The sequence below is a fragment of the Pseudomonas sp. WJP1 genome (assembly GCF_028471945.1).
Taxonomy (GTDB): domain Bacteria; phylum Pseudomonadota; class Gammaproteobacteria; order Pseudomonadales; family Pseudomonadaceae; genus Aquipseudomonas.
Genome location: NZ_CP110128.1, coordinates 4,260,529 through 4,278,116, shown reverse-complemented (window position 1 = coordinate 4,278,116; position 17,588 = coordinate 4,260,529). Strand labels below are relative to the sequence as shown.

15 protein-coding genes are annotated in these 17,588 nt (G+C 61.6%); 8 read left to right on the top strand and 7 right to left on the bottom strand.

Annotated features, from left to right (window positions below; translation table 11 throughout):
* Nucleotides 1-4 precede the first annotated feature (4 nt).
* A complete protein-coding gene (locus OH720_RS19085) occupies nucleotides 5-1,420 on the top strand; it encodes a Y-family DNA polymerase (protein WP_272602451.1) in 1,416 nt (471 codons plus the stop codon).
* Nucleotides 1,396-4,494: an error-prone DNA polymerase gene (locus tag OH720_RS19080; RefSeq protein WP_272602450.1), complete on the top strand. Its 3,099-nt coding sequence runs from the start codon at nucleotides 1,396-1,398 to the stop codon at nucleotides 4,492-4,494. The genes OH720_RS19085 and OH720_RS19080 overlap by 25 nt, the downstream gene beginning before the upstream one ends.
* Nucleotides 4,495-4,605: 111 nt before the next feature.
* Here the strand turns inward: OH720_RS19080 and OH720_RS19075 are convergent, their stop codons facing one another.
* The 7 genes from OH720_RS19075 to OH720_RS19045 form a co-directional block, all read right to left on the bottom strand.
* Nucleotides 4,606-5,268, bottom strand: a complete 663-nt coding sequence (locus OH720_RS19075; RefSeq protein ID WP_272602449.1) for a flavin reductase family protein — start codon at nucleotides 5,266-5,268, stop codon at nucleotides 4,606-4,608.
* A 12-nt stretch (nucleotides 5,269-5,280) separates the two neighbouring features.
* Entirely contained in the window at nucleotides 5,281-6,768 is a 1,488-nt protein-coding gene (locus OH720_RS19070) for an amidohydrolase family protein (protein WP_272602448.1), read from the bottom strand.
* Nucleotides 6,765-7,961 (bottom strand): amidohydrolase family protein, encoded by a 1,197-nt coding sequence (locus OH720_RS19065; RefSeq protein ID WP_272602447.1) that lies wholly within the window; start codon nucleotides 7,959-7,961, stop codon nucleotides 6,765-6,767. The genes OH720_RS19070 and OH720_RS19065 overlap by 4 nt, the downstream gene beginning before the upstream one ends.
* Nucleotides 7,962-8,109: 148 nt before the next feature.
* Entirely contained in the window at nucleotides 8,110-9,162 is a 1,053-nt protein-coding gene (locus OH720_RS19060) for an extracellular solute-binding protein (RefSeq protein WP_008060034.1), read from the bottom strand.
* Between the two features lie 17 nt (nucleotides 9,163-9,179).
* Entirely contained in the window at nucleotides 9,180-9,968 is a 789-nt protein-coding gene (locus OH720_RS19055) for an ABC transporter permease (protein ID WP_020795454.1), read from the bottom strand.
* Complete coding sequence (locus OH720_RS19050) at nucleotides 9,965-10,882, bottom strand: ABC transporter permease (protein WP_008060032.1); 918 nt, start codon at nucleotides 10,880-10,882, stop codon at nucleotides 9,965-9,967. The genes OH720_RS19055 and OH720_RS19050 overlap by 4 nt, the downstream gene beginning before the upstream one ends.
* Nucleotide 10,883: 1 nt before the next feature.
* Nucleotides 10,884-11,966, bottom strand: coding sequence for an ABC transporter ATP-binding protein (locus OH720_RS19045; RefSeq protein ID WP_272602446.1), 1,083 nt, complete (start codon nucleotides 11,964-11,966; stop codon nucleotides 10,884-10,886).
* Between the two features lie 140 nt (nucleotides 11,967-12,106).
* Between OH720_RS19045 and OH720_RS19040 the strand changes: the two genes are divergently transcribed.
* The 6 genes from OH720_RS19040 (at nucleotide 12,107) to OH720_RS19015 (ending at nucleotide 17,577) form a co-directional block, all read left to right on the top strand.
* Nucleotides 12,107-12,796, top strand: coding sequence for a GntR family transcriptional regulator (locus OH720_RS19040; protein ID WP_020795451.1), 690 nt, complete (start codon nucleotides 12,107-12,109; stop codon nucleotides 12,794-12,796).
* A 287-nt stretch (nucleotides 12,797-13,083) separates the two neighbouring features.
* Entirely contained in the window at nucleotides 13,084-15,483 is a 2,400-nt protein-coding gene (locus OH720_RS19035) for a type VI secretion system Vgr family protein (RefSeq protein ID WP_272602445.1), read from the top strand.
* Between the two features lie 16 nt (nucleotides 15,484-15,499).
* Nucleotides 15,500-16,270, top strand: a complete 771-nt coding sequence (locus tag OH720_RS19030; RefSeq protein WP_272602444.1) for a DUF4123 domain-containing protein — start codon at nucleotides 15,500-15,502, stop codon at nucleotides 16,268-16,270.
* A gap of 55 nt (nucleotides 16,271-16,325) precedes the next feature.
* On the top strand, nucleotides 16,326-16,751 hold the full coding sequence (locus OH720_RS19025; RefSeq protein WP_272602443.1) for a YceK/YidQ family lipoprotein: 426 nt from the start codon (nucleotides 16,326-16,328) through the stop codon (nucleotides 16,749-16,751).
* Between the two features lie 89 nt (nucleotides 16,752-16,840).
* Nucleotides 16,841-17,356: a DUF3304 domain-containing protein gene (locus OH720_RS19020; protein WP_442967203.1), complete on the top strand. Its 516-nt coding sequence runs from the start codon at nucleotides 16,841-16,843 to the stop codon at nucleotides 17,354-17,356.
* Complete coding sequence (locus tag OH720_RS19015) at nucleotides 17,344-17,577, top strand: hypothetical protein (protein WP_272602441.1); 234 nt, start codon at nucleotides 17,344-17,346, stop codon at nucleotides 17,575-17,577. The genes OH720_RS19020 and OH720_RS19015 overlap by 13 nt, the downstream gene beginning before the upstream one ends.
* The last annotated feature ends 11 nt before the right edge of the window (nucleotides 17,578-17,588 follow it).

The following is a 17,588-nucleotide window of genomic DNA, read 5'->3' as shown; positions in this document are numbered from 1 at the left end:
TGCCATGCGCTGGGTCTGTATTCTGTTCCCGCAATTGGCGCTGGACGCGGTACTGCGTCAGCGCGCCGACCCCCAGGAGCCTCTGGCGCTGCTGACCGGCCCGGCCCAGCGTCGGGTGCTGCAGGCGGTCAACGGCCCGGCGCGGGCGCTGGGCCTGCGCCCCGGCCAGTCGATGAGCGCCGCCCAGGCCTTGAGCAAGGGCTTTGCCACCGCCGAGTACGACGTCGCCGACATCGAACACTGGCAGCAATTCCTGGCCGCCTGGGCTTATCGCTTCAGTTCCCAGGTCAGCGTGCATTACCCGCGGGCGCTGGTGTTCGAAATCGAGTCCAGCCTGGGGCTGTTCGGCCCCTGGCCGCAATTCGAGGCGCGACTGCGCAGCGAACTCGGCGAACTGGGCTTTCGTCACCGTATCGTCGCCGCGCCCAATCCGGTAGCCGCGCGGGTGCTGGCCAACGCCTATGACGGCCTGGTGGTGCCCGACGAGCAAGCCTTGCAGCATTACCTGGGGCAAATGCCCGTCGACCGCATCGGGCTGCAGGCCAGCGTCGCCACGGCGTTGTCGCGCATGGGCCTGCGCACCTTGAGCCAGGTGCAGGCGTTGCCCCGGCACAGCCTGGCCCGGCGTTTCGAGGCCCAGGTGCTCATGCACCTGGATGCCTTGCTGGGGACACGACGTCTGGCGCTGGCGTTCTACTTGCCGCCGGACCGTTTCGACGTACGCATCGAGCTCAATTTCGATGTGCAATCCCATCAGGCCTTGCTGTTTCCGTTGCGCCGCCTGACGGGAGACCTGTCGGCGTTCCTGTGCGGTCGCGACAGCGGTGTGCAGCGTTTCGACCTGCACCTGGAGCACGCCGGGTTGCCGGACACGCTGATCAAGGTCGGCCTGCTCAGCGCCGAACGCGATCCGGCGATGCTGTTCGAACTGGCCCGGGGGCGTCTGGAGCAAGTCCAGGTCGAGGCCCCGGTGCGCGGTTTTCGCCTGCGCGCCGAAGACCTGCCGAGCTTCGTCCCGCAGTTTCAGGAGTTGTTCGACGATCGCCCGCAGCAGAGCTTGCCCTGGGAGCAACTGCGCGAACGCCTGCGCGCACGGCTGGGGGATGACGCCGTGCATGGCCTGCGCTTTCAGGCCGATCACCGGCCCGAGTGCGCGTGGCAGGCCAGTGCCGACAGCCAGCCCGGTGCGCGATTGCCGACCGTGCAGCGACCGGGCTGGCTGCTGACCGAGCCGCTGGCGTTGCACGAAGGCTCGACGCGTATCCTCATGGGACCGGAACGCATCGAATCCGGTTGGTGGGACGGCGATGACGTACGCCGTGATTACTATCTGATCGAAACCCGTGCCGGCCAGCAGGGTTGGGCCTACCGCGCTGTGGGTGAGGGTGGCCCGTTGTGGCTGCAGGGCTGGTTCGCATGAGCACCGACTATGCCGAGCTGCACTGCCTGTCGAACTTCAGTTTCCAGCGCGGTGCTTCCAGTGCCCTGGAGTTGTTTCAACGGGCGAAAAAACAGGGCTACCAGGCCCTGGCGATCACCGACGAATGCACCCTGGCCGGTATCGTCCGTGCCTGGCAAGCGGCGAAGTCCGTGGAGCTGTCACTGATCATCGGCAGTGAAGTGCGCATCGAGAATGGCCCGAAGCTGGTGTTGCTGGTGGAAAACCTCGAGGGTTACCAGACCCTGTGCCGACTGATCACCCGAGCCCGACGCCGTACGCAAAAAGGTCAGTATCAAGTGCTGCGCGAAGACTTCGGCGACGCGTTGCCAGGGCTGCTGGCGCTGTGGGTGCCCGACGCGGTCAATGACCTTGAACAGGGCCATTGGTTGAAACAAGCCTTCGCCGATCGCTTGTGGCTGGCGGTCCAGCTGCATCGCGGCCAGGACGATACCCGGCGGCTGAACGATCTCCTGGCGCTGGCCAGGGAACTGCGGATTCCCGCGGTGGCCAGCGGCGATGTGCACATGCATGCGCGCGGGCGCCGGGCCCTGCAGGACACCATGACCGCGATCCGCCATCACTTGCCGGTGGCCGATGCCGGGCTGCGCCTGCACCCCAACGGCGAACGGCACCTGCGCGGCCTCGATGTGTTGCGCGAGCTCTATCCGCCAGCCTTGCTCGAAGAAACGCTGAACATCGCCCGGCGCTGCACCTTTGACCTGGGCCAGTTGCGTTATCAGTATCCGCGGGAGCTGGTGCCCGAGGGACACAGCGCAGCGTCCTGGCTCCGGGAATTGACCGAGCGTGGCATTCGCCAGCGATGGCCCCAGGGTGCCAGCGAGAAGGTCCGCGGGCTGATCGACAAGGAGCTGGGGCTGATTGCCGAGCTGGGTTATGAGAGTTATTTCCTCACCGTCCAGGACATCGTCGCCTTCGCCCGGCGCGAAAAAATTCTCTGCCAGGGCCGAGGTTCTGCGGCCAACTCGGCGGTGTGTTTCGCCTTGGGCATTACCGAAATCGACCCCGACCGGATGAACATGTTGTTCGAGCGCTTTCTCTCAAAGGAGCGCGACGAACCGCCGGACATTGATGTGGACTTCGAGCACGAACGCCGCGAAGAAGTCTTGCAGTACGTGTTTCAGCGCTATGGGCGGACTCGCGCGGCATTGACTGCGGTGGTCAGCACCTACCACGCGGCCGGCGCCGTGCGCGATGTGGCCAAGGCGTTGGGGTTGCCGCCGGACCAGATCAATGCCCTGGCCGATTGCTGCGGTCACTGGAGTGATGAAACACCGCCCGTGGAGCGCTTGCGTGAAGGCGGTTTCGATCCTGAGAGCCCAGTGCTGCGCCGGGTGTTGAGCTTGACGCAACAACTCATTGGTTTCCCCCGACACTTGTCCCAGCACCCCGGCGGCTTCGTGATTTCCGAGCATCCCCTGGACACTCTGGTGCCGGTGGAAAACGCGGCCATGGCCGAGCGCACTATCATCCAGTGGGACAAGGACGATCTGGACGCGGTCGGCCTGCTCAAGGTGGATATCCTTGCATTAGGCATGCTCAGCGCGATTCGTCGTTGTCTCGACTTGCTGCGTCGTCATCGCGACCTGGACTTGAGCCTGGCGACGATTCCCTCCGAAGACCCGCTGACCTACGACATGATTGGCCGCGCCGACACCATCGGGGTGTTCCAGATCGAGTCCCGGGCACAGATGTCGATGCTGCCCAGGCTCAAGCCCCGCGAGTTCTATGACCTGGTGATCGAGGTGGCCATCGTTCGCCCCGGTCCGATCCAGGGCGGCATGGTGCACCCGTACCTGCGCCGGCGAAACAAGGAAGAGCTCGAAAGCTATCCCTCCGAAGAGCTGCGCGAGGTGTTGAAACGTACCCTCGGCGTGCCGCTGTTCCAGGAGCAGGTCATGCAGATCGCCATCGTCGCCGCCGACTACAGCCCCGGCGAAGCCGATCAGTTGCGCCGCTCCATGGCGGCCTGGAAACGCCACGGTGGCCTGGAACCCCACAAGAATCGCCTGGCCGCCGGGATGAAGAAAAAAGGCTACACCGCCGATTTCGCCGCGCAGATCTTCGAACAGATCAAAGGCTTTGGCAGCTACGGTTTTCCCGAATCCCATGCCGCCAGTTTTGCCTTGCTGACCTACGCCAGTTGCTGGTTGAAATGCCACGAACCGGCGGCCTTCGCCTGTGCCCTGATCAACAGTTGGCCCATGGGGTTCTACAGCCCGGACCAGATTCTGCAGGACGCGCGCCGTCACCATTTGCAGATTCGCCCGGTGGACGTACGGGCCAGCGACTGGGATTGCAGCCTCGAGCCGATTGCCGGTGCGCAACCGGCGATTCGCATGGGCTTGCGCATGATCAAGGGCTTTCGCCAGGACGATGCCCGGCGCATCGAAGTGGCGCGTTCAAAAGGCGCCTTTGCCGACATCGCCGATCTTGGCGAACGGGCAGGCCTGGATGCGCGCGCCCAGGAACAACTGGCCGATGCCGGCGCATTGCGGGGGCTGGCCGGTGACCGGCATCGGGCACGCTGGGAAGTGGCGGGGGTGCAAAAACAACTCGGTCTGTTTGCCGGGCTGCCCCGTCAGGAAGAGGGCGCGGTGGCGCTGCCCAAACCCACGGTCGGCGAGGACCTGCTGGCCGATTACAACAGCCTCGGCACCACCCTCGGCCCGCATCCGCTGGCCTTGTTGCGCGGCGAGTTGAAAGCCCGGCGCTGCCGCAGTTCGAAGGAGTTGCTGGAGGTGGAGCACGGGCGACCGGTCAGCGTCGCCGGGCTGGTCACCGGCCGACAGCGCCCGAGCACCGCCAGCGGCGTGACCTTCGTCACCCTGGAAGACGAGTTCGGCAACGTCAACGTGGTGGTCTGGCGCGACCTGGCCGAGCGCCAGCGCCAGGTGCTGGTGGGTTCGCAGCTACTCAAGGTCGATGGGCGCTGGGAGAAGGAGGGGGAGGTGCGGCATCTGATTGCCGGGCGCTTGAGTGACCTGAGCCCACTGCTCGACGGCATCACGGTACGCAGCCGCGATTTCCACTGACCTGTGGGAGCGAGCCTGCTCGCGATAGCGGTAGGTCAGACACTATCGATGTTGGATGTTAGACCGCCATCGCGAGCAGGCTCGCTCCCACAGGTTATGTGTGAAGGCAGGTCACTTGGCGATTGGCCAAAACCGTTCCCCACCCCCCGGTGCCTCCGTCCACGCCTGCAACGAGCGCGTCGGCAAATCGAAATAATCCCGGGTACGCGCATACCCATGCCCACCCATGCGCCCGATCGCATCCAGCCCCAATTGATCGATGTACAGGGTCTTCGGGTCGATCAGCTCATCGCGCACATGGGCCATCAGCACTTCGCCAAAGATGATCTCCCGCGACTGGCCGATGTTCAGCGCCATCATCCGCCGGCACTCCAGTGCCACCGGAGCCTCGCCGATGCGCGGGCATTTGACCGTGGTGCCGGGGATGGCGGTGAGGCCGGCGGCGGTCAGTTCGTCGAAGCCCGGGGCGAAGGGCACGGCGCAGACGTTCATGGCTTCCACCAGGGCATCGCTGACGATGTTCACGGTGAACTCCTGATTGAGCTGGATGTTGCGCGTGGTGTCTTTGGGGCTCTGGTCGCCGTAGTTCTCCACGCCCAGCGCCAGGATCGGCGGGTCGGCCGACAGCGCGTTGAAAAAGCTGAACGGCGCGGCGTTGACGCGACCTTCAGCGTCGACGGTGGTGACCAGGGCAATCGGCCGTGGCACCACGCTGCCGATCAGAATCTTGTACTTGTCTCGTGGGCTCAGTTGGCTGAAGTCGAAGCTTTGCATGGGCAGAATTCTCTAAAGGAGTGGATCAATGGCGCACAGCGGCGCCTGTGCGCTGTAGTCGTCGGCGAACGGGATGGCCGGTTGGAACAGGGTCTTCCAGTCCGGTTGGCCGAAGGCCCGGTCGCTGTGGCTGCGCATCAGATTTTCGAATTGCTGTTGGGCCTGGCGTTGCAGGGCGGAGTAGTCGACACCTTGAACCTGACCGTCCTGCATCACGCAGCGGCCATCGATGTAGCTGGCGATGCAGTCGTCGCCGCGCCCGGCCAGGACCAGGTTTTTCAACGGGTCGAACAACGGTCCCAGGTGCAGGCCGCGCAGGCTGAACACGGTGATGTCGGCCTTGGCCCCCGGCGCCAGGCGACCAATATCGTCGCGGCCCAGGGCCTTGGCGCCGCCGAGGGTGGCGGCGTTGTACAGATCCAGTGTGCTGGTGAGCGCATTGCCGCCTTCCATCAGGCGCGCGATGTTCAAGCCCTGGCGCATGTTGTCCAGCAAGTCCGCCGGCCAGGTGTCGGTGCCCAGGGCGAAGTTGATGCCCTTGGCGCGATAGCGACCAAACGAATTCAGCGCCTCGCCGTCCCGGGCGAACACCACCGGGCAATGCACCAGGCTCGCGCCGCCATCCACCACCCGTTGCAGGTCGGCATCGCCGTGGGTGTAGATGCCGTGGGGCAACAGGCTGCGTGGGGTCAGCAGGCCCAGATCCTCCAGCCAGCCCAGTGGTGAAAAACCGCGAAGTTGTTCCACCATCGCCACTTCGCCGAGGCCCTGGCAGCAATGCAGGCGCATCGGCGCATTGAGTTCCCTGCTCAGCGCGGCGGTGCGTTGCAGCAAGGCTGGCGTGCACGTCTGGATGCGATCCGGCAGCAGCGCGCCGCGAATCAATCCGTGATGAGCACCCTCGAAATCCTCGAAAAACCGCTGCGCCGCATCAAGTCCGGCCAGGCCCCGGGCTTCGTCCCAGTGGTGGGCCAGGGTACCGTCGGCCTGCCAGTAACTCATGCCGCTCATGTAGCAGGGGCCGAGGTAGGTGCGCAGCCCCAACTCGGCCGCCACGCCGGCCACCGCGGCAAACTCGTCGTAGGTCTCGGCCCACTCGCGGTAGTACATCGAGGTGATCGGCATGGCCGTGGTGATGCCGTTGCGGATCAATTGGGTGAAGGCGTAGCGGTACTTGAAGACTTCTTCTTCGGGGCTGTAGCTCTCCCTTGGGCCGCGCGCCAGATACTGCGCCGACCACATCCGGCCCATGTCGCGCTCGTCGCCGTTGTCCAGGGTCAGCACCGTGGAGTCGAGATCGCCCAGGGCATCCAGGTCGATGAAGCCGGGACCGATCAGCGCGTTGCCGTAATCGATCCACTGATCCACAGGACCTGCATAATCACGCCCGACAAACAGGATGCGCGAACCTTCGAACACCACTTCGCCGTTGCGCCACAGCACATGCTGCGCACCGTCGAAGCCGACCACGCAGGTGGCCTTGAGGCCGATGCGTTTCACAGGCGACTTTCCAGCAGGCGCCCAGCGGAGGCAATCAACTGCCCTCCGCGATAGACCTCGCGCAGCGGCCGTGCCACCACGGCCTCGCCCAAAGTCTGCACGGGCATCAACAGGAAGTTCGCCGGTTGGCCAATCTCCAGGCCCAGACCTTCATGACCCAGCGCCCGGGCGCCATTGACCGTTGCTGCCTCAAACGCCGCCGCCAGTTCTTCGTCCTTGTTCAGATCGAAACGAAACGCCAGCAGCATCGCCCGCTCCAGCATGTCGCCGTTGCCCATGGGCGACCAGGCGTCGCGGATACCGTCCGAGCCCAGGCACACATTCACGCCAACCTCGCGCAACGCCAGGAACGGCGGCACCGCGCAATCGGCCGGGGCCGAGCTCATCAGCGAAATACCCAGGATCGCCAGCCGTTCGGCCACCGACTTGACCTGGTTCCACGGCAACATGCCCAGGCAATAGGCATGGCTGATCATCACCCGACCCTGGAGCCCGAAGCGCTGGGTGTAGTCGGCGATCAGAGCGATCTGCCACAGGCCCAGCTCGCCCTTGTCGTGCAGGTGAATGTCGACGCCACGGTCGAACTCGCTGGCCAGTTTGAACACGAAGTCGAGCTGTGCGATCGGGTCGTTGTCGATGCCGCACGGGTCAAGACCACCGACGTTCTCCACGCCCAGGGCCATGGCTTCGCGCATCAGCTCGGCGGTTCCGGGGCGGCTGATCAGGCCGGTTTGCGGGAACACCACCAGTTGCAGGTCGATCAGGTCACGGTATTTTTCCTGCAGCTGCTGCATGGCTTCGACATGGCGCAGGCCGAACTCCGGGTCGATATCGACGTGGCAACGCAGGGTCAGCGAGCCGCGGGCGATGCAGTTTTCCAGCAGGGCACCGGCTCGTTGCGCAATCGGTGCGGTGACGTCGCGCAGGATGCGCCGCTCGTTGGCGATGTAGTCCTTGAGGGTGGGACCTGCGCTGTTGGGGCGCCAGGGCTGGCCCCAGAGGGTTTTGTCCAGGTGCACGTGGCTTTCCACCAGGGCAGGGGTCAGCAGTTGGTCTTGGCCGTCGATGTCGGAGGCCGACAGGGCTTCGTTCGAAGCGGGGCGGCGTTGGCTGAGCCGGCCGTTTTCGATCAGCAGGTCTTCAGCGGGGGCGCCGTAGGGGCGTACGTTGCGTAGCCAGCGGGGTTGGGTCATTGCTTACCTCAGATTCTGTGTTGTTCAGGCGGGCCTAATCGCTGGCAAGCCAGCTCCCACAGGGTTTGGGGGTGTTCGCAAAATGTGTGATCAGCACAAATCACTGTGAGAGCTGGCTTGCCAGCGATGGCCGCGACTCGGTTTTAAGTCAGCCCTTGAGCTTCGCCCAAATGCGATCCTGCAGCTCACGCGCCTTGTTGCTGCATTCCTTCTCCGGGCGCAGGCGCGAGGCGAATTCGTCGGGCATGTTGATGGCGTCCATGACTCGCCACTTGGCATCGATCAGCTTGTCGCTCTGGATGCCGTTGGCGTAGGCGATGGCGTTGGACACGGCGGCGGCGTTTTCCGGTTTCATCATCCAGTCGATGAAGATCTTCGCGTTGCCAGGGTGCGGTGCGCTTTTCGGCACGGCGAAGTTGTCCTGGAACATCGCCAGGCCTTCTTTCGGATACACGTACTTGATGGTGCTCTTCTGCAAGGTGGCCCGGGCAGTGGAGCCGTTCCAGTTCTGCATCATGATCACCTCGCCCGAGGCCATGCGGTCGACGGTGTTGTCCGAGCTGTACATCTTCAGGAAGGGTTTCTGTTTTTGCAGCAGTTCGAGGATGCGCTTGGCGTCCTGCGGGTTTTCCGTGCATTCGTCGACGTTCAGGTAATGGCTGGCGGCGTTGATCACGCTGCTGGAGGTGTCGAGGGCGGCGAGTTGGCCTTGCAGCTCCTTGCGCGGTTCGAAGAACTCTTTCCAAGAATCGTCCAGCTTGCCGCCGGGCACTCGCGCGCTGTCATAGGAGAACCCGGTGCTGCCCCACAGGTACGGCGCCGAGAATTTGCGCCCAGGATCGAAGCTTGGATCGCGGAACGCCGGCTTGACGTACTGGAAGTTGGGCAGGGTCGAGGCATCGATTTGCAGCAGCAGGTTCTGGTTGATCAAGGTGCGCATGATCGATTGCGACGGCACGATCACGTCGTACGCCGCGCCCCCGGCCTGCAATTTGGCCAGCAGGGTTTCGTTGCTGTCGTAGCCGTCCATGGTGACCTTGATCCCGGTCTCCTTTTCGAACTTGGCCAGCAGGTCGACCGGGTAGTAATCGGTCCAGTTGTAGAAGAACAGTTCCTTGGGCTCGGCGGCCTGGGCGCTGAGCGCGGTGAAGCAACTCAAGGCCAGACCGGCAAAGGCGAAACGCATGCTTTTCACTTTCATGGACGAACACTCCAGGCTCATTGTTGTTTGCCGCGCTGTCCCAGCCAGAAGGCCAGCACCACCAGCACGATGGAAATCACCAGCATCAGGGTCGAGATCGCGTTGATCTCTGGCGTCACGCCAGCCTTGATCGCCGAGAAGATGTACACCGGCAGGGTCGTGGAACCAGGGCCGGCGACGAAGAAGGTCATGATGAAATCGTCGAGGCTGACCACGAACGCCAGCACCGAACCGGACAGCACCGCCGGCCACAACAGCGGCAGCGTCACCCGGCGGAACACCTGCCAGGGGTTGGCATACAGGTCGTTCGCCGCTTCCAGCAGGCTCTTGTCCAGGTCATTGAGCCGCGCGCGGATCGGCAGGTAGGCAAAAGGAATGCAGAAGCCGATGTGCGCGACGATCACCGTCAGCAATCCCAGCTTGATCCCCAGCGCCATGAACAACAGCAGGGTGGCCACGGCGGTGACGATCTCCGGCAGGATCAGCGGCAGGTTGATCCCGCCTTCGACCATCTTCTGCCCGTAGAACGGCCGGTAGGTCGCCAGTGCCGCGAGCAGGGCAATGGCCGTGGCACAGACCGTGGCGATGCCGGCGACGATGATCGAGTTCAGCGCCGCGGTCTGGATCGACGGGTTGGCCAGGATCCGCCCGTACCAGGCGAACGAGAACTCGGTCCACACCGTCGCCGAGCGGTTGGCGTTGAAGCTGTAGGCGATCAACACGAAGATCGGCAAGTAGAGGTAGGCCAGGATCAGCAGGCTGACTTCCCGGGTCATCGGCAGTTTTTTCAGGTGCAGGGCGATCATGCGGTGGCTCCCCGACGAAGAGTTTTGGCGGCGCTGCGGCTATACAGGGCGTACAGCACCAACGACAGCAGCAGAATCCCCAGCAACAGGAACGACAGCGAACTGCCCAGTGGCCAGTTGCGCGCGGTGCCGAACTGCTGCTGGATCAGGTTGCCGATCATCAGGGTCTTGCCGCCGCCAAGAATCGCCGGGGTGATGAAGGCCCCCAGGCTCGGCACGAACACCAGCAGGGAACCGGCAATCACCCCCGGCATCGACAGCGGCAGGATGATCCGCTTGAGCGCGTGCCAGCGATTGGCGCCCAGGTCATAGGCCGCCTCTACCAGGCGCCAGTCGAGTTTCTCCAGGGTCGAGTAGATCGGCAGGATCATGAACGGCAGGAAGCTGTAGACCAGCCCGACGCTGACCGCGAAGTCGTTGTAGAGCAGGGTGATGCCGCCGGCACTGGGGAACAGCGCGTTGAGGCTCTGGGCGACCCAACCCTGTTCGCGCAGGATGATCAACCAGGCGTAGTTGCGGATCAGCAGGTTGGTCCAGAACGGGATGGTGATCAGCAACACCATCAGGTTGCGCCGGCGTGGTGTCAGGCTCGACATCCACAGCGCCACCGGAAAGCCGAACAGGAAACACAACACCGTGGTGCCACCGGCCTGGAACACCGAGCGCAACAGCGCCTGCGCGTAGACCCAATTGAGCTCAAGCTCACCGTCGAAACCTTCCTGGAAAAACAGCTGCACGTAGCTTTGCAATTGCCAGTCGGCCTGCCAGTCGACGCCGCCATAGACGTTGCGCGGCAACAGGCTGATGTAGCCCATGATGCCCAGCGGAATGGCGATCAGGGCCAGCAGGGTCAGAACCACCGGGCTGAGCAACAGCGCGCGGTTGAGGGCTGGGGAAGTGCTGCTGACGCTCATCTCAGGCCTCCATCAACAGGCAGGCGTGGGGTGGCAGGTTGACCGCCACGCGATCACCGACGCCGCGGCTGCGGTTCAGGCCTTCGTTGTTCTCGCGCAGCATGACCTTGATGTCGTTGTTCAGGCGGCACTGGTACAAGGTCGCGGTGCCGACATACAGCACGGCCTCGATCACGCCGCGCAGGTGATGGGGTTGCGCCGGGTCCACCAGTTGCGAACGTTCCGGGCGGAAGGCCAGTTGCACCTTGCCGTCGATGCCTTGGGCCGGGCAGGGGATTTCCACCGGCATGCCATTGGGCACGAACAGGTGTTCGTTCTGTTGGCCGCGCTTGAGGTGGCCGGGGAGGAAGTTGATGTCGCCGATGAACTGGGCGACGAACTGATGCTGCGGGCGTTCGTAAATGTCGTTGGGTGTGCCGATCTGCAAAATCTTGCCGGCGGACATCACGGCGATGCGATCGGACAGGGTCAGGGCTTCCTCCTGGTCGTGGGTGACGAAAATGAAGGTGATCCCGGCTTCTTTCTGCACACGCTTGAGTTCGACCTGCATTTCCTTGCGCAGCTTGAGGTCCAGCGCCGACAGCGGCTCATCCAGCAACAGCACTTTGGGTTTGGGCGCCAGGGCCCGGGCCAGAGCCACCCGTTGCTGCTGGCCACCGGACAGTTCGGCGGGCTTGCGCTTGGCAAGGTGTTGCATTTGCACCAGCGCCAGCATCTCATCGACCCGCTGCGCGATTTGCTTGCGATCAAGACCCTGCATCTCGAGCCCGAAGGCGATATTCTGCGCAACACTCATGTGCGGAAACAGCGCGTAACTCTGGAACACCGTGTTGACCCGACGCTTGAACGGCGGCAGGTCGTTGACCGGCTCACCGGCCAGGCGAATCTCGCCGTCGGTGACATGCTCGAAGCCGGCGATGGTGCGCAGCAGGGTGGTTTTGCCACAGCCGGAGGGGCCGAGCAGGGTGAAGAACTCGTTGTCGGCGATGTCGACCGAGACGTTGTCCAGGGCGGGTGCCAGTCCTGGATCGTCGGAATAGCGCTTGGAGACGTTACGCACTTCAATTGCAACTGGATGACCCATAATGGTGCATTCCTCTAATTATTGTATGCAAAATCTGGATGCAATTTAGAAATACCCGGATTAACCTGCTCATGCAACCCCCTTTTTCAAGGCTGTTCATTCGCCTGGGGCCGGTTGCACAGCACTGAAGGAGTCTTCGAATGGCGGAAAAGAAACTGGAAACCACGGTAGACCGCGTCTACCAAGGGGTTTACGAGGCGATCAGCAAACGCTCGCTGCGTCCCGGCATGAAGCTGGGCGAGGCTTCGTTGGCCGAACTTTTCAATGTCAGCCGCACGTCAGTTCGTGCCGCGCTCAAGCAATTGGAAGCCGATGGACTGGTCACCACCGAGCCCAATAAAGGTGCGTCGGTGTCGCTGCCCAGCGACGAAGAGATCCGTTCGCTGTTCGAAACCCGGCGCCTGGTCGAGATCGGCATCGTCAGCGAACTGTGTCGTCGGCGCGATACGGCGGTGACCCGGGATTTGCGCGATCACTTGCTGCTTGAAGATGAGGCGCATCGCAACGGTGACCACGAACGCTTGATCCACCTGCTCGGCGAGTTCCACATCAAGTTGGCCCGCAGCCTGAACAACCCGGTGTTGCTCGACTGGTTCCAGAAACTGATCTCCCGGGCCTCGCTGTACGCCGCCGCGCTGGATGACGACAGCCACGAAGCCTGCCGCGACGACGAACACCTGCGCTTGATCGAGTACATCGAGGCGGGCAACCAGAGCGCGGCGATCGAGCTGACGTGCATTCACTTGAATGGAATCGAGAAGGCGATTCTTGATGTGGCGGCGACCTTGAAAAGTAGCTACAACCCGCTCAAGCATCTGATTGAGGTGTAACCATCCGGTCTGAATCTGAAGATGCAATCTGTGGGAGCGGGCTTGCCCGCGATGAGGGCCTGACAGTCAATATCTCATTGAACGTTACGCCGCTATCGCGGGCATGTTGGCGGCATAGAGGCCTGCCCCCCAAGAGCAGGAAAACTCCTACATACCAGTTACACCAATACCCAGACGCTTCCTACGCGTAATAAGGAAACGTCTTATTTTCTGCGCGTGTCAGCTTCCCCAGAGTGAACGAGGGAAGGAAATGAAGCCTCCCCGTTTGCTTTCAGGGAGGTCTGTACATGAACACCGCACGAACCATTTTCTTCAACCACAGCCATCATAAACTCTGGGTCCGCGATCTTGCGACCCACCTCGACGTCCTCGCTTTCCACGGCGAAGAACGCCTCAGCCAACCCTTCACCTACCGCGTGGAATTCACCAGCACCGAGCAGGATCTCGCGGCCGAACACCTGCTGGGCAAGGACGCCAGTTTCAGCCTGTACGCCGCCAAACAACCACCGGTCATCAAAGGCCTGCCCATCCCGGAAATCAAAGCGCTGCGCACCCTGAACGGCGTGATCACCGCGTTAAAACGCCTGTCTTTCTCCGTCGACGAAGCCCGCTACGAACTGACCCTGCAACCGCGTTTGGCCTTGCTCGAGCGCGGCCGGCAATACCGTATCTACCAGCAACAGTCGGTACCGGAAATCGTCGAAAGCATCCTGCGCAACCGCCACGACTTCCGAGGCCAGGACTTCCTGTTCCGCCTGGCACGAGAGTACCCCCGGCGCGAACAGGTGATGCAGTACGGCGAAAGCGACTTGGCCTTCATCAGCCGCCTGCTGGCTGAAGTGGGCATCTGGTACCGCCTCACCAGCGACCAACGCCTGCACATCGACGTGGTGGAATTCTGCGACGGCCAGCGCGGCTACCAGTTCGACGTCGAGTTGCCAAACTTCTCGCCCGCCGGGCTCAGCAGCAGCGATGCGGACGGCGTGTGGGGCCTGCAAACCAGGCACCAGGTGGTGGAAAAAAACGTCAACATCCGCACCTATCAGCCCCTGGACGCCAGCGCCCACCTCGACGCCGATGTCGACCAGACCCGCGGTGCGAAAATCACCTACGGCGAGGCCTACCACTACGCCGAGCCCTACCGCGTGCTCGGTGGCGCCTACGATCAGCACGAAGACCTGGAATGCGAAAGCGGCTACTTCTACGCACGCTTGCGCCACGAGCGCTACCTCAACGACCAGACCCACCTGAGCGGTATCAGTAGCAGCGCCACCCTGGCACCGGGCCAGGTGCTGACCATCACCGGCGGCGGAGCACCGCAGGGCTTCACCCCGCGTTGCGCGATCATCGCCATGCGCACCCGTGCCGCCCGCGATGCCAGCTTCGAGTGCCGCTTTGAAGCCATGCCCTATTCGGAAACCCTGTGCTTTCGCCCGCCACTGCTGGCCAAACCACAAATCGCCGGCACCGTCCCGGCCCGGGTCACCAGCGGCGAAGCCCACGACAAATACGCCGAAATCGATCTCCAAGGCCGCTACAAGGTCAACTTCCTGTTCGACCGCGACCCCTGGAAGCTCGGCGAGGAAAGCATGTGGCTACGCCAGGCACGCGCCTACGCCGGCGACACTCACGGCCTGCACCTGCCGCTAATCTGCGGCACCGAAGTGGCCATCGCCTTCGAACAGGGCGACCCCGACCGCCCCTACATCGCCCACGCCCTGCACGACAGCGAACACCCGGACCACGTGACCCTGCGCAATCGCGACTACACCCGCAACGTGCTGCGCACTCCGGCGAACAACAAGCTGCGCATGGAAGACCTGCGGGGGCAGGAGCACGTCAAGCTCAGCACGGAATATGGCGGCAAGAGCCAGCTGAACCTGAGGCATCTGGTGGATGCCAGGAAGCAGCCGCGTGGGGAAGGATTTGAACTGCGCACGGATGATTGGGGAGCGTTGCGCGCGGGCAAAGGTTTGTTCATCAGCGCCGATGAACAAATCAAGGCTGCCGACGATGTACTCGCCATGGCGCCGGCCACCAGCCAGATCGAAGGCGCCCGCCAGCAAATGGCCCAGTGGCAGGAAATTGCCCAGGCCCATAACAGTCGACCACCCGCCATCGACGGTCTGCAGCAACTACAAGCGGACGCCAAAGACCTGTCGGCCCCGGCCATCCTCTTGAGCGCCCCCGACGGCATCGGCGCGGTCACGCCGGCCAGTCTGCTGCTCAACAGTGGCGATGGGATGTTCCTGCAAAGCCGGGACGACATCAACCTTGCCGCCGACCAGCGCCTGTCGGCACACGCCAAAAAAGGCATCTCGCTGCTCGCCCAGCGCGAAGGCATGCACCTGGTCTCCGGCGAGGGCCCACTGGAAATCGAATCCCACGGCGACCTGATGAACCTGATCGCCCAGCGGGATATCACGGTGCAGTCGGTGCAGGGGCGTCTGAAGTTGTTGTCCGAAAAAGGCATCACGATCGGCAGCGGCAATGCGGCGATTCACCTCGACCCGGAGGACGGAATCCTTTTCGACAGTCACGCCAAGATTCGCTCCAGGGGACAACACATCTGGGAGGGGCCTGGTGGCCAGCGTTTTCCGTTGGCGGTGTTGCCCAAGTCGGTGTGCGAGGAGTGCCTGAAAAAAGCTCAAGCAAAGGCCATTGGTTTGCTGACGCGCCAAGGTTGATGGAGGAAAGACCAAGATGAAAACGCCAACCCAATGGCTGGAGCAGATCGAGCAGGTGTGCGCCAGAGTCGAAGTACAGGAAGTTGATCTTTTGCTTGATCAGGCCGGGTGGAGCAAATGCGCCGTTCCCGGACTGCAGCAGCTAAGCCCCAAGGCGCCATGGTTCTCATTGTTTACGGGCATGCCGGAGGAAAAGCTGCTGGACCAGGCACCGCTGTTGATGCGCCTGGACCTGACCATCTGGCAACACAGGGCCTGGTTGGAAGAGCTGATCGAACACAGCGCGTCCGAGGCTCGGCTGATGGTACTGGTCTCGTCCCTGCCGTTTGAAGAACTGAGTCATGCGTTACAAGCTTTGCTTCAAATGCAGTGGGGCGAGCGGGCTGGCTTGTTGCGTTTTTACGATCCGCGAATCTTTCCCATGCTGATGAATTCCATCCTCACCAGTGAACAGCGCGCTGAGTTCCTGCGCGTCGCCTGCTTCTTTGGCTGGCTTGATCGCGACAACCAGTTGCAATGGCTGCCAGGCACTCGCTTGAGGGGCCAGAGCGGCGTCAAAGTCAGTCCCTTTGTAAGTCTTAGCAATGAGCAATGCGCATGGATCATGAGCATCGGCGCCGCTCAAGAACTGCTCAATGGCGGCGAGTTTGATCATTTGGATGGTGATCAGGAACAGCGTTTCAACCTGCTGTACTCATTGATGGTGCAAGCCAAACAGCAAAGTTTTGTTGGTGATCTGAGCGACTACGTTCGGCGGAACTTACCTGTTTCGAATGTGCAGCTTTGAGAGCTGTTTAATGCTCGTGGCGAGCGATATGGATAAACGATCGAAGGAGGCGCGCATGTTGAAGCGCATGATGCTTATACCGTTGTTGGTTTTTGTGTTTTCTACTGTTGGCTGCGGGACTTTGATTGAGCGAGACGCGTCGTCGCAGAAAAGCCATGGCTCGAATTATTACTATCCAGCCATTCAATATGATTGGGCAATGCTCACACTAGAAGGTCGTGGAGGCTACGACTATACGCCTGTACTTTGTTATCTGAGCATTGCGTGCCCCTTCATTATTGTCCTCGGTATGCCGGTGGATTTTCTTGTCGATACCGTGTTGTTACACAGCGATCACAAGAGAAAGCTCATCGCTGACAGGGAGTTCAAAGGTTACCTTCTGGATAAATATTGTCAGGCTGATAATGGGCTTCCTGATAAGGAGAAGGTCGTATTCTATGATCTCGACGTAAATTCCTGTCCACCCAAAGCTGTTCTCTAGGCAAATGGAGATAGCCGGCGCTGCATGTGAAATATTTTTGAGCAGGGTTTTCCCATGCAGTCTGAAATTAAATAAGGGAGTGATGGGCGATGGAGATAACAATGAATAAAGCCAAGGTGCGGCGGCTGTTGGGTTTATTTGGATTGGTGTTGGTCGGATGCTCCACCGCGGACAACGAAATGGTTGGAGGGAATATACAGGCAGTTAACCACACGCTGAATAATATTAATTGGCTCTCGGTTAATGGCTATAGAGCCGATGGTGGAGGGGGGCGTTCTTGTTGCATTGTTATGCCGATTAAATGGCGCCCTGGTTTGAAGGCGCATGTTGAATGGGAGGTTGATCCGGAGCTACATGCAAAAATGCCATCCGTAACATCTATAGAGTTTCGAGATGCTTATGCTAAGCACGCTGCCAATTATAAGTACTACACCGCCATCGTAGATATTCCAGAATGGCCTGAAACGAAACGATGTGGGTTGAGTGTGCACTTTTTAGACTGTAATCAAGTCAAGGTTACCAGCTCTTGCTTGTATTTTGGCTCGCCAAACTACCCAATTAACGAGCCTCTGGATATGAAGGAACCAGCCGTATGTCCGAAGTAGAAAGCAATTCAAGCGCCAAAGTCTGGGCTCCGCCTGTTTTTTCGGTGGCGGGGCGTCCTCCAGGTGATGTTGTGGCGGTAACTGCCAATTACAAAAGGCAAACTGCCGAGGAACATTGCCATCAGCAAAGCGAGAATTCCAAAGGACAGCTCCAGGGGTTCGAGTGCTGCCACAGCTTGCACATCAGTTTGCTCTTCGATGCACTCACAATAACGAATTGAACGATACGAAT

Excerpts from the sequence above, each read along its gene's own strand:
- OH720_RS19050 (WP_008060032.1), bottom strand. The coding sequence starts at position 10,882 with ATGAGCGTCAGCAGCACTTCCCCAGCCCTCAACCGCGCGCTGTTGCTC.
- OH720_RS19035 (WP_272602445.1), top strand. The coding sequence starts at position 13,084 with ATGAACACCGCACGAACCATTTTCTTCAACCACAGCCATCATAAACTC.
- OH720_RS19055 (WP_020795454.1), bottom strand. The coding sequence starts at position 9,968 with ATGATCGCCCTGCACCTGAAAAAACTGCCGATGACCCGGGAAGTCAGC.
- OH720_RS19025 (WP_272602443.1), top strand. The coding sequence starts at position 16,326 with ATGTTGAAGCGCATGATGCTTATACCGTTGTTGGTTTTTGTGTTTTCT.
- OH720_RS19045 (WP_272602446.1), bottom strand. The coding sequence starts at position 11,966 with ATGGGTCATCCAGTTGCAATTGAAGTGCGTAACGTCTCCAAGCGCTAT.
- OH720_RS19020 (WP_442967203.1), top strand. The coding sequence starts at position 16,841 with ATGGAGATAACAATGAATAAAGCCAAGGTGCGGCGGCTGTTGGGTTTA.
- OH720_RS19075 (WP_272602449.1), bottom strand. The coding sequence starts at position 5,268 with ATGCAAAGCTTCGACTTCAGCCAACTGAGCCCACGAGACAAGTACAAG.
- OH720_RS19085 (WP_272602451.1), top strand. The coding sequence starts at position 5 with ATGCGCTGGGTCTGTATTCTGTTCCCGCAATTGGCGCTGGACGCGGTA.
- OH720_RS19060 (WP_008060034.1), bottom strand. The coding sequence starts at position 9,162 with ATGAAAGTGAAAAGCATGCGTTTCGCCTTTGCCGGTCTGGCCTTGAGT.
- OH720_RS19040 (WP_020795451.1), top strand. The coding sequence starts at position 12,107 with ATGGCGGAAAAGAAACTGGAAACCACGGTAGACCGCGTCTACCAAGGG.
- OH720_RS19065 (WP_272602447.1), bottom strand. The coding sequence starts at position 7,961 with ATGACCCAACCCCGCTGGCTACGCAACGTACGCCCCTACGGCGCCCCC.
- OH720_RS19030 (WP_272602444.1), top strand. The coding sequence starts at position 15,500 with ATGAAAACGCCAACCCAATGGCTGGAGCAGATCGAGCAGGTGTGCGCC.
- OH720_RS19015 (WP_272602441.1), top strand. The coding sequence starts at position 17,344 with ATGTCCGAAGTAGAAAGCAATTCAAGCGCCAAAGTCTGGGCTCCGCCT.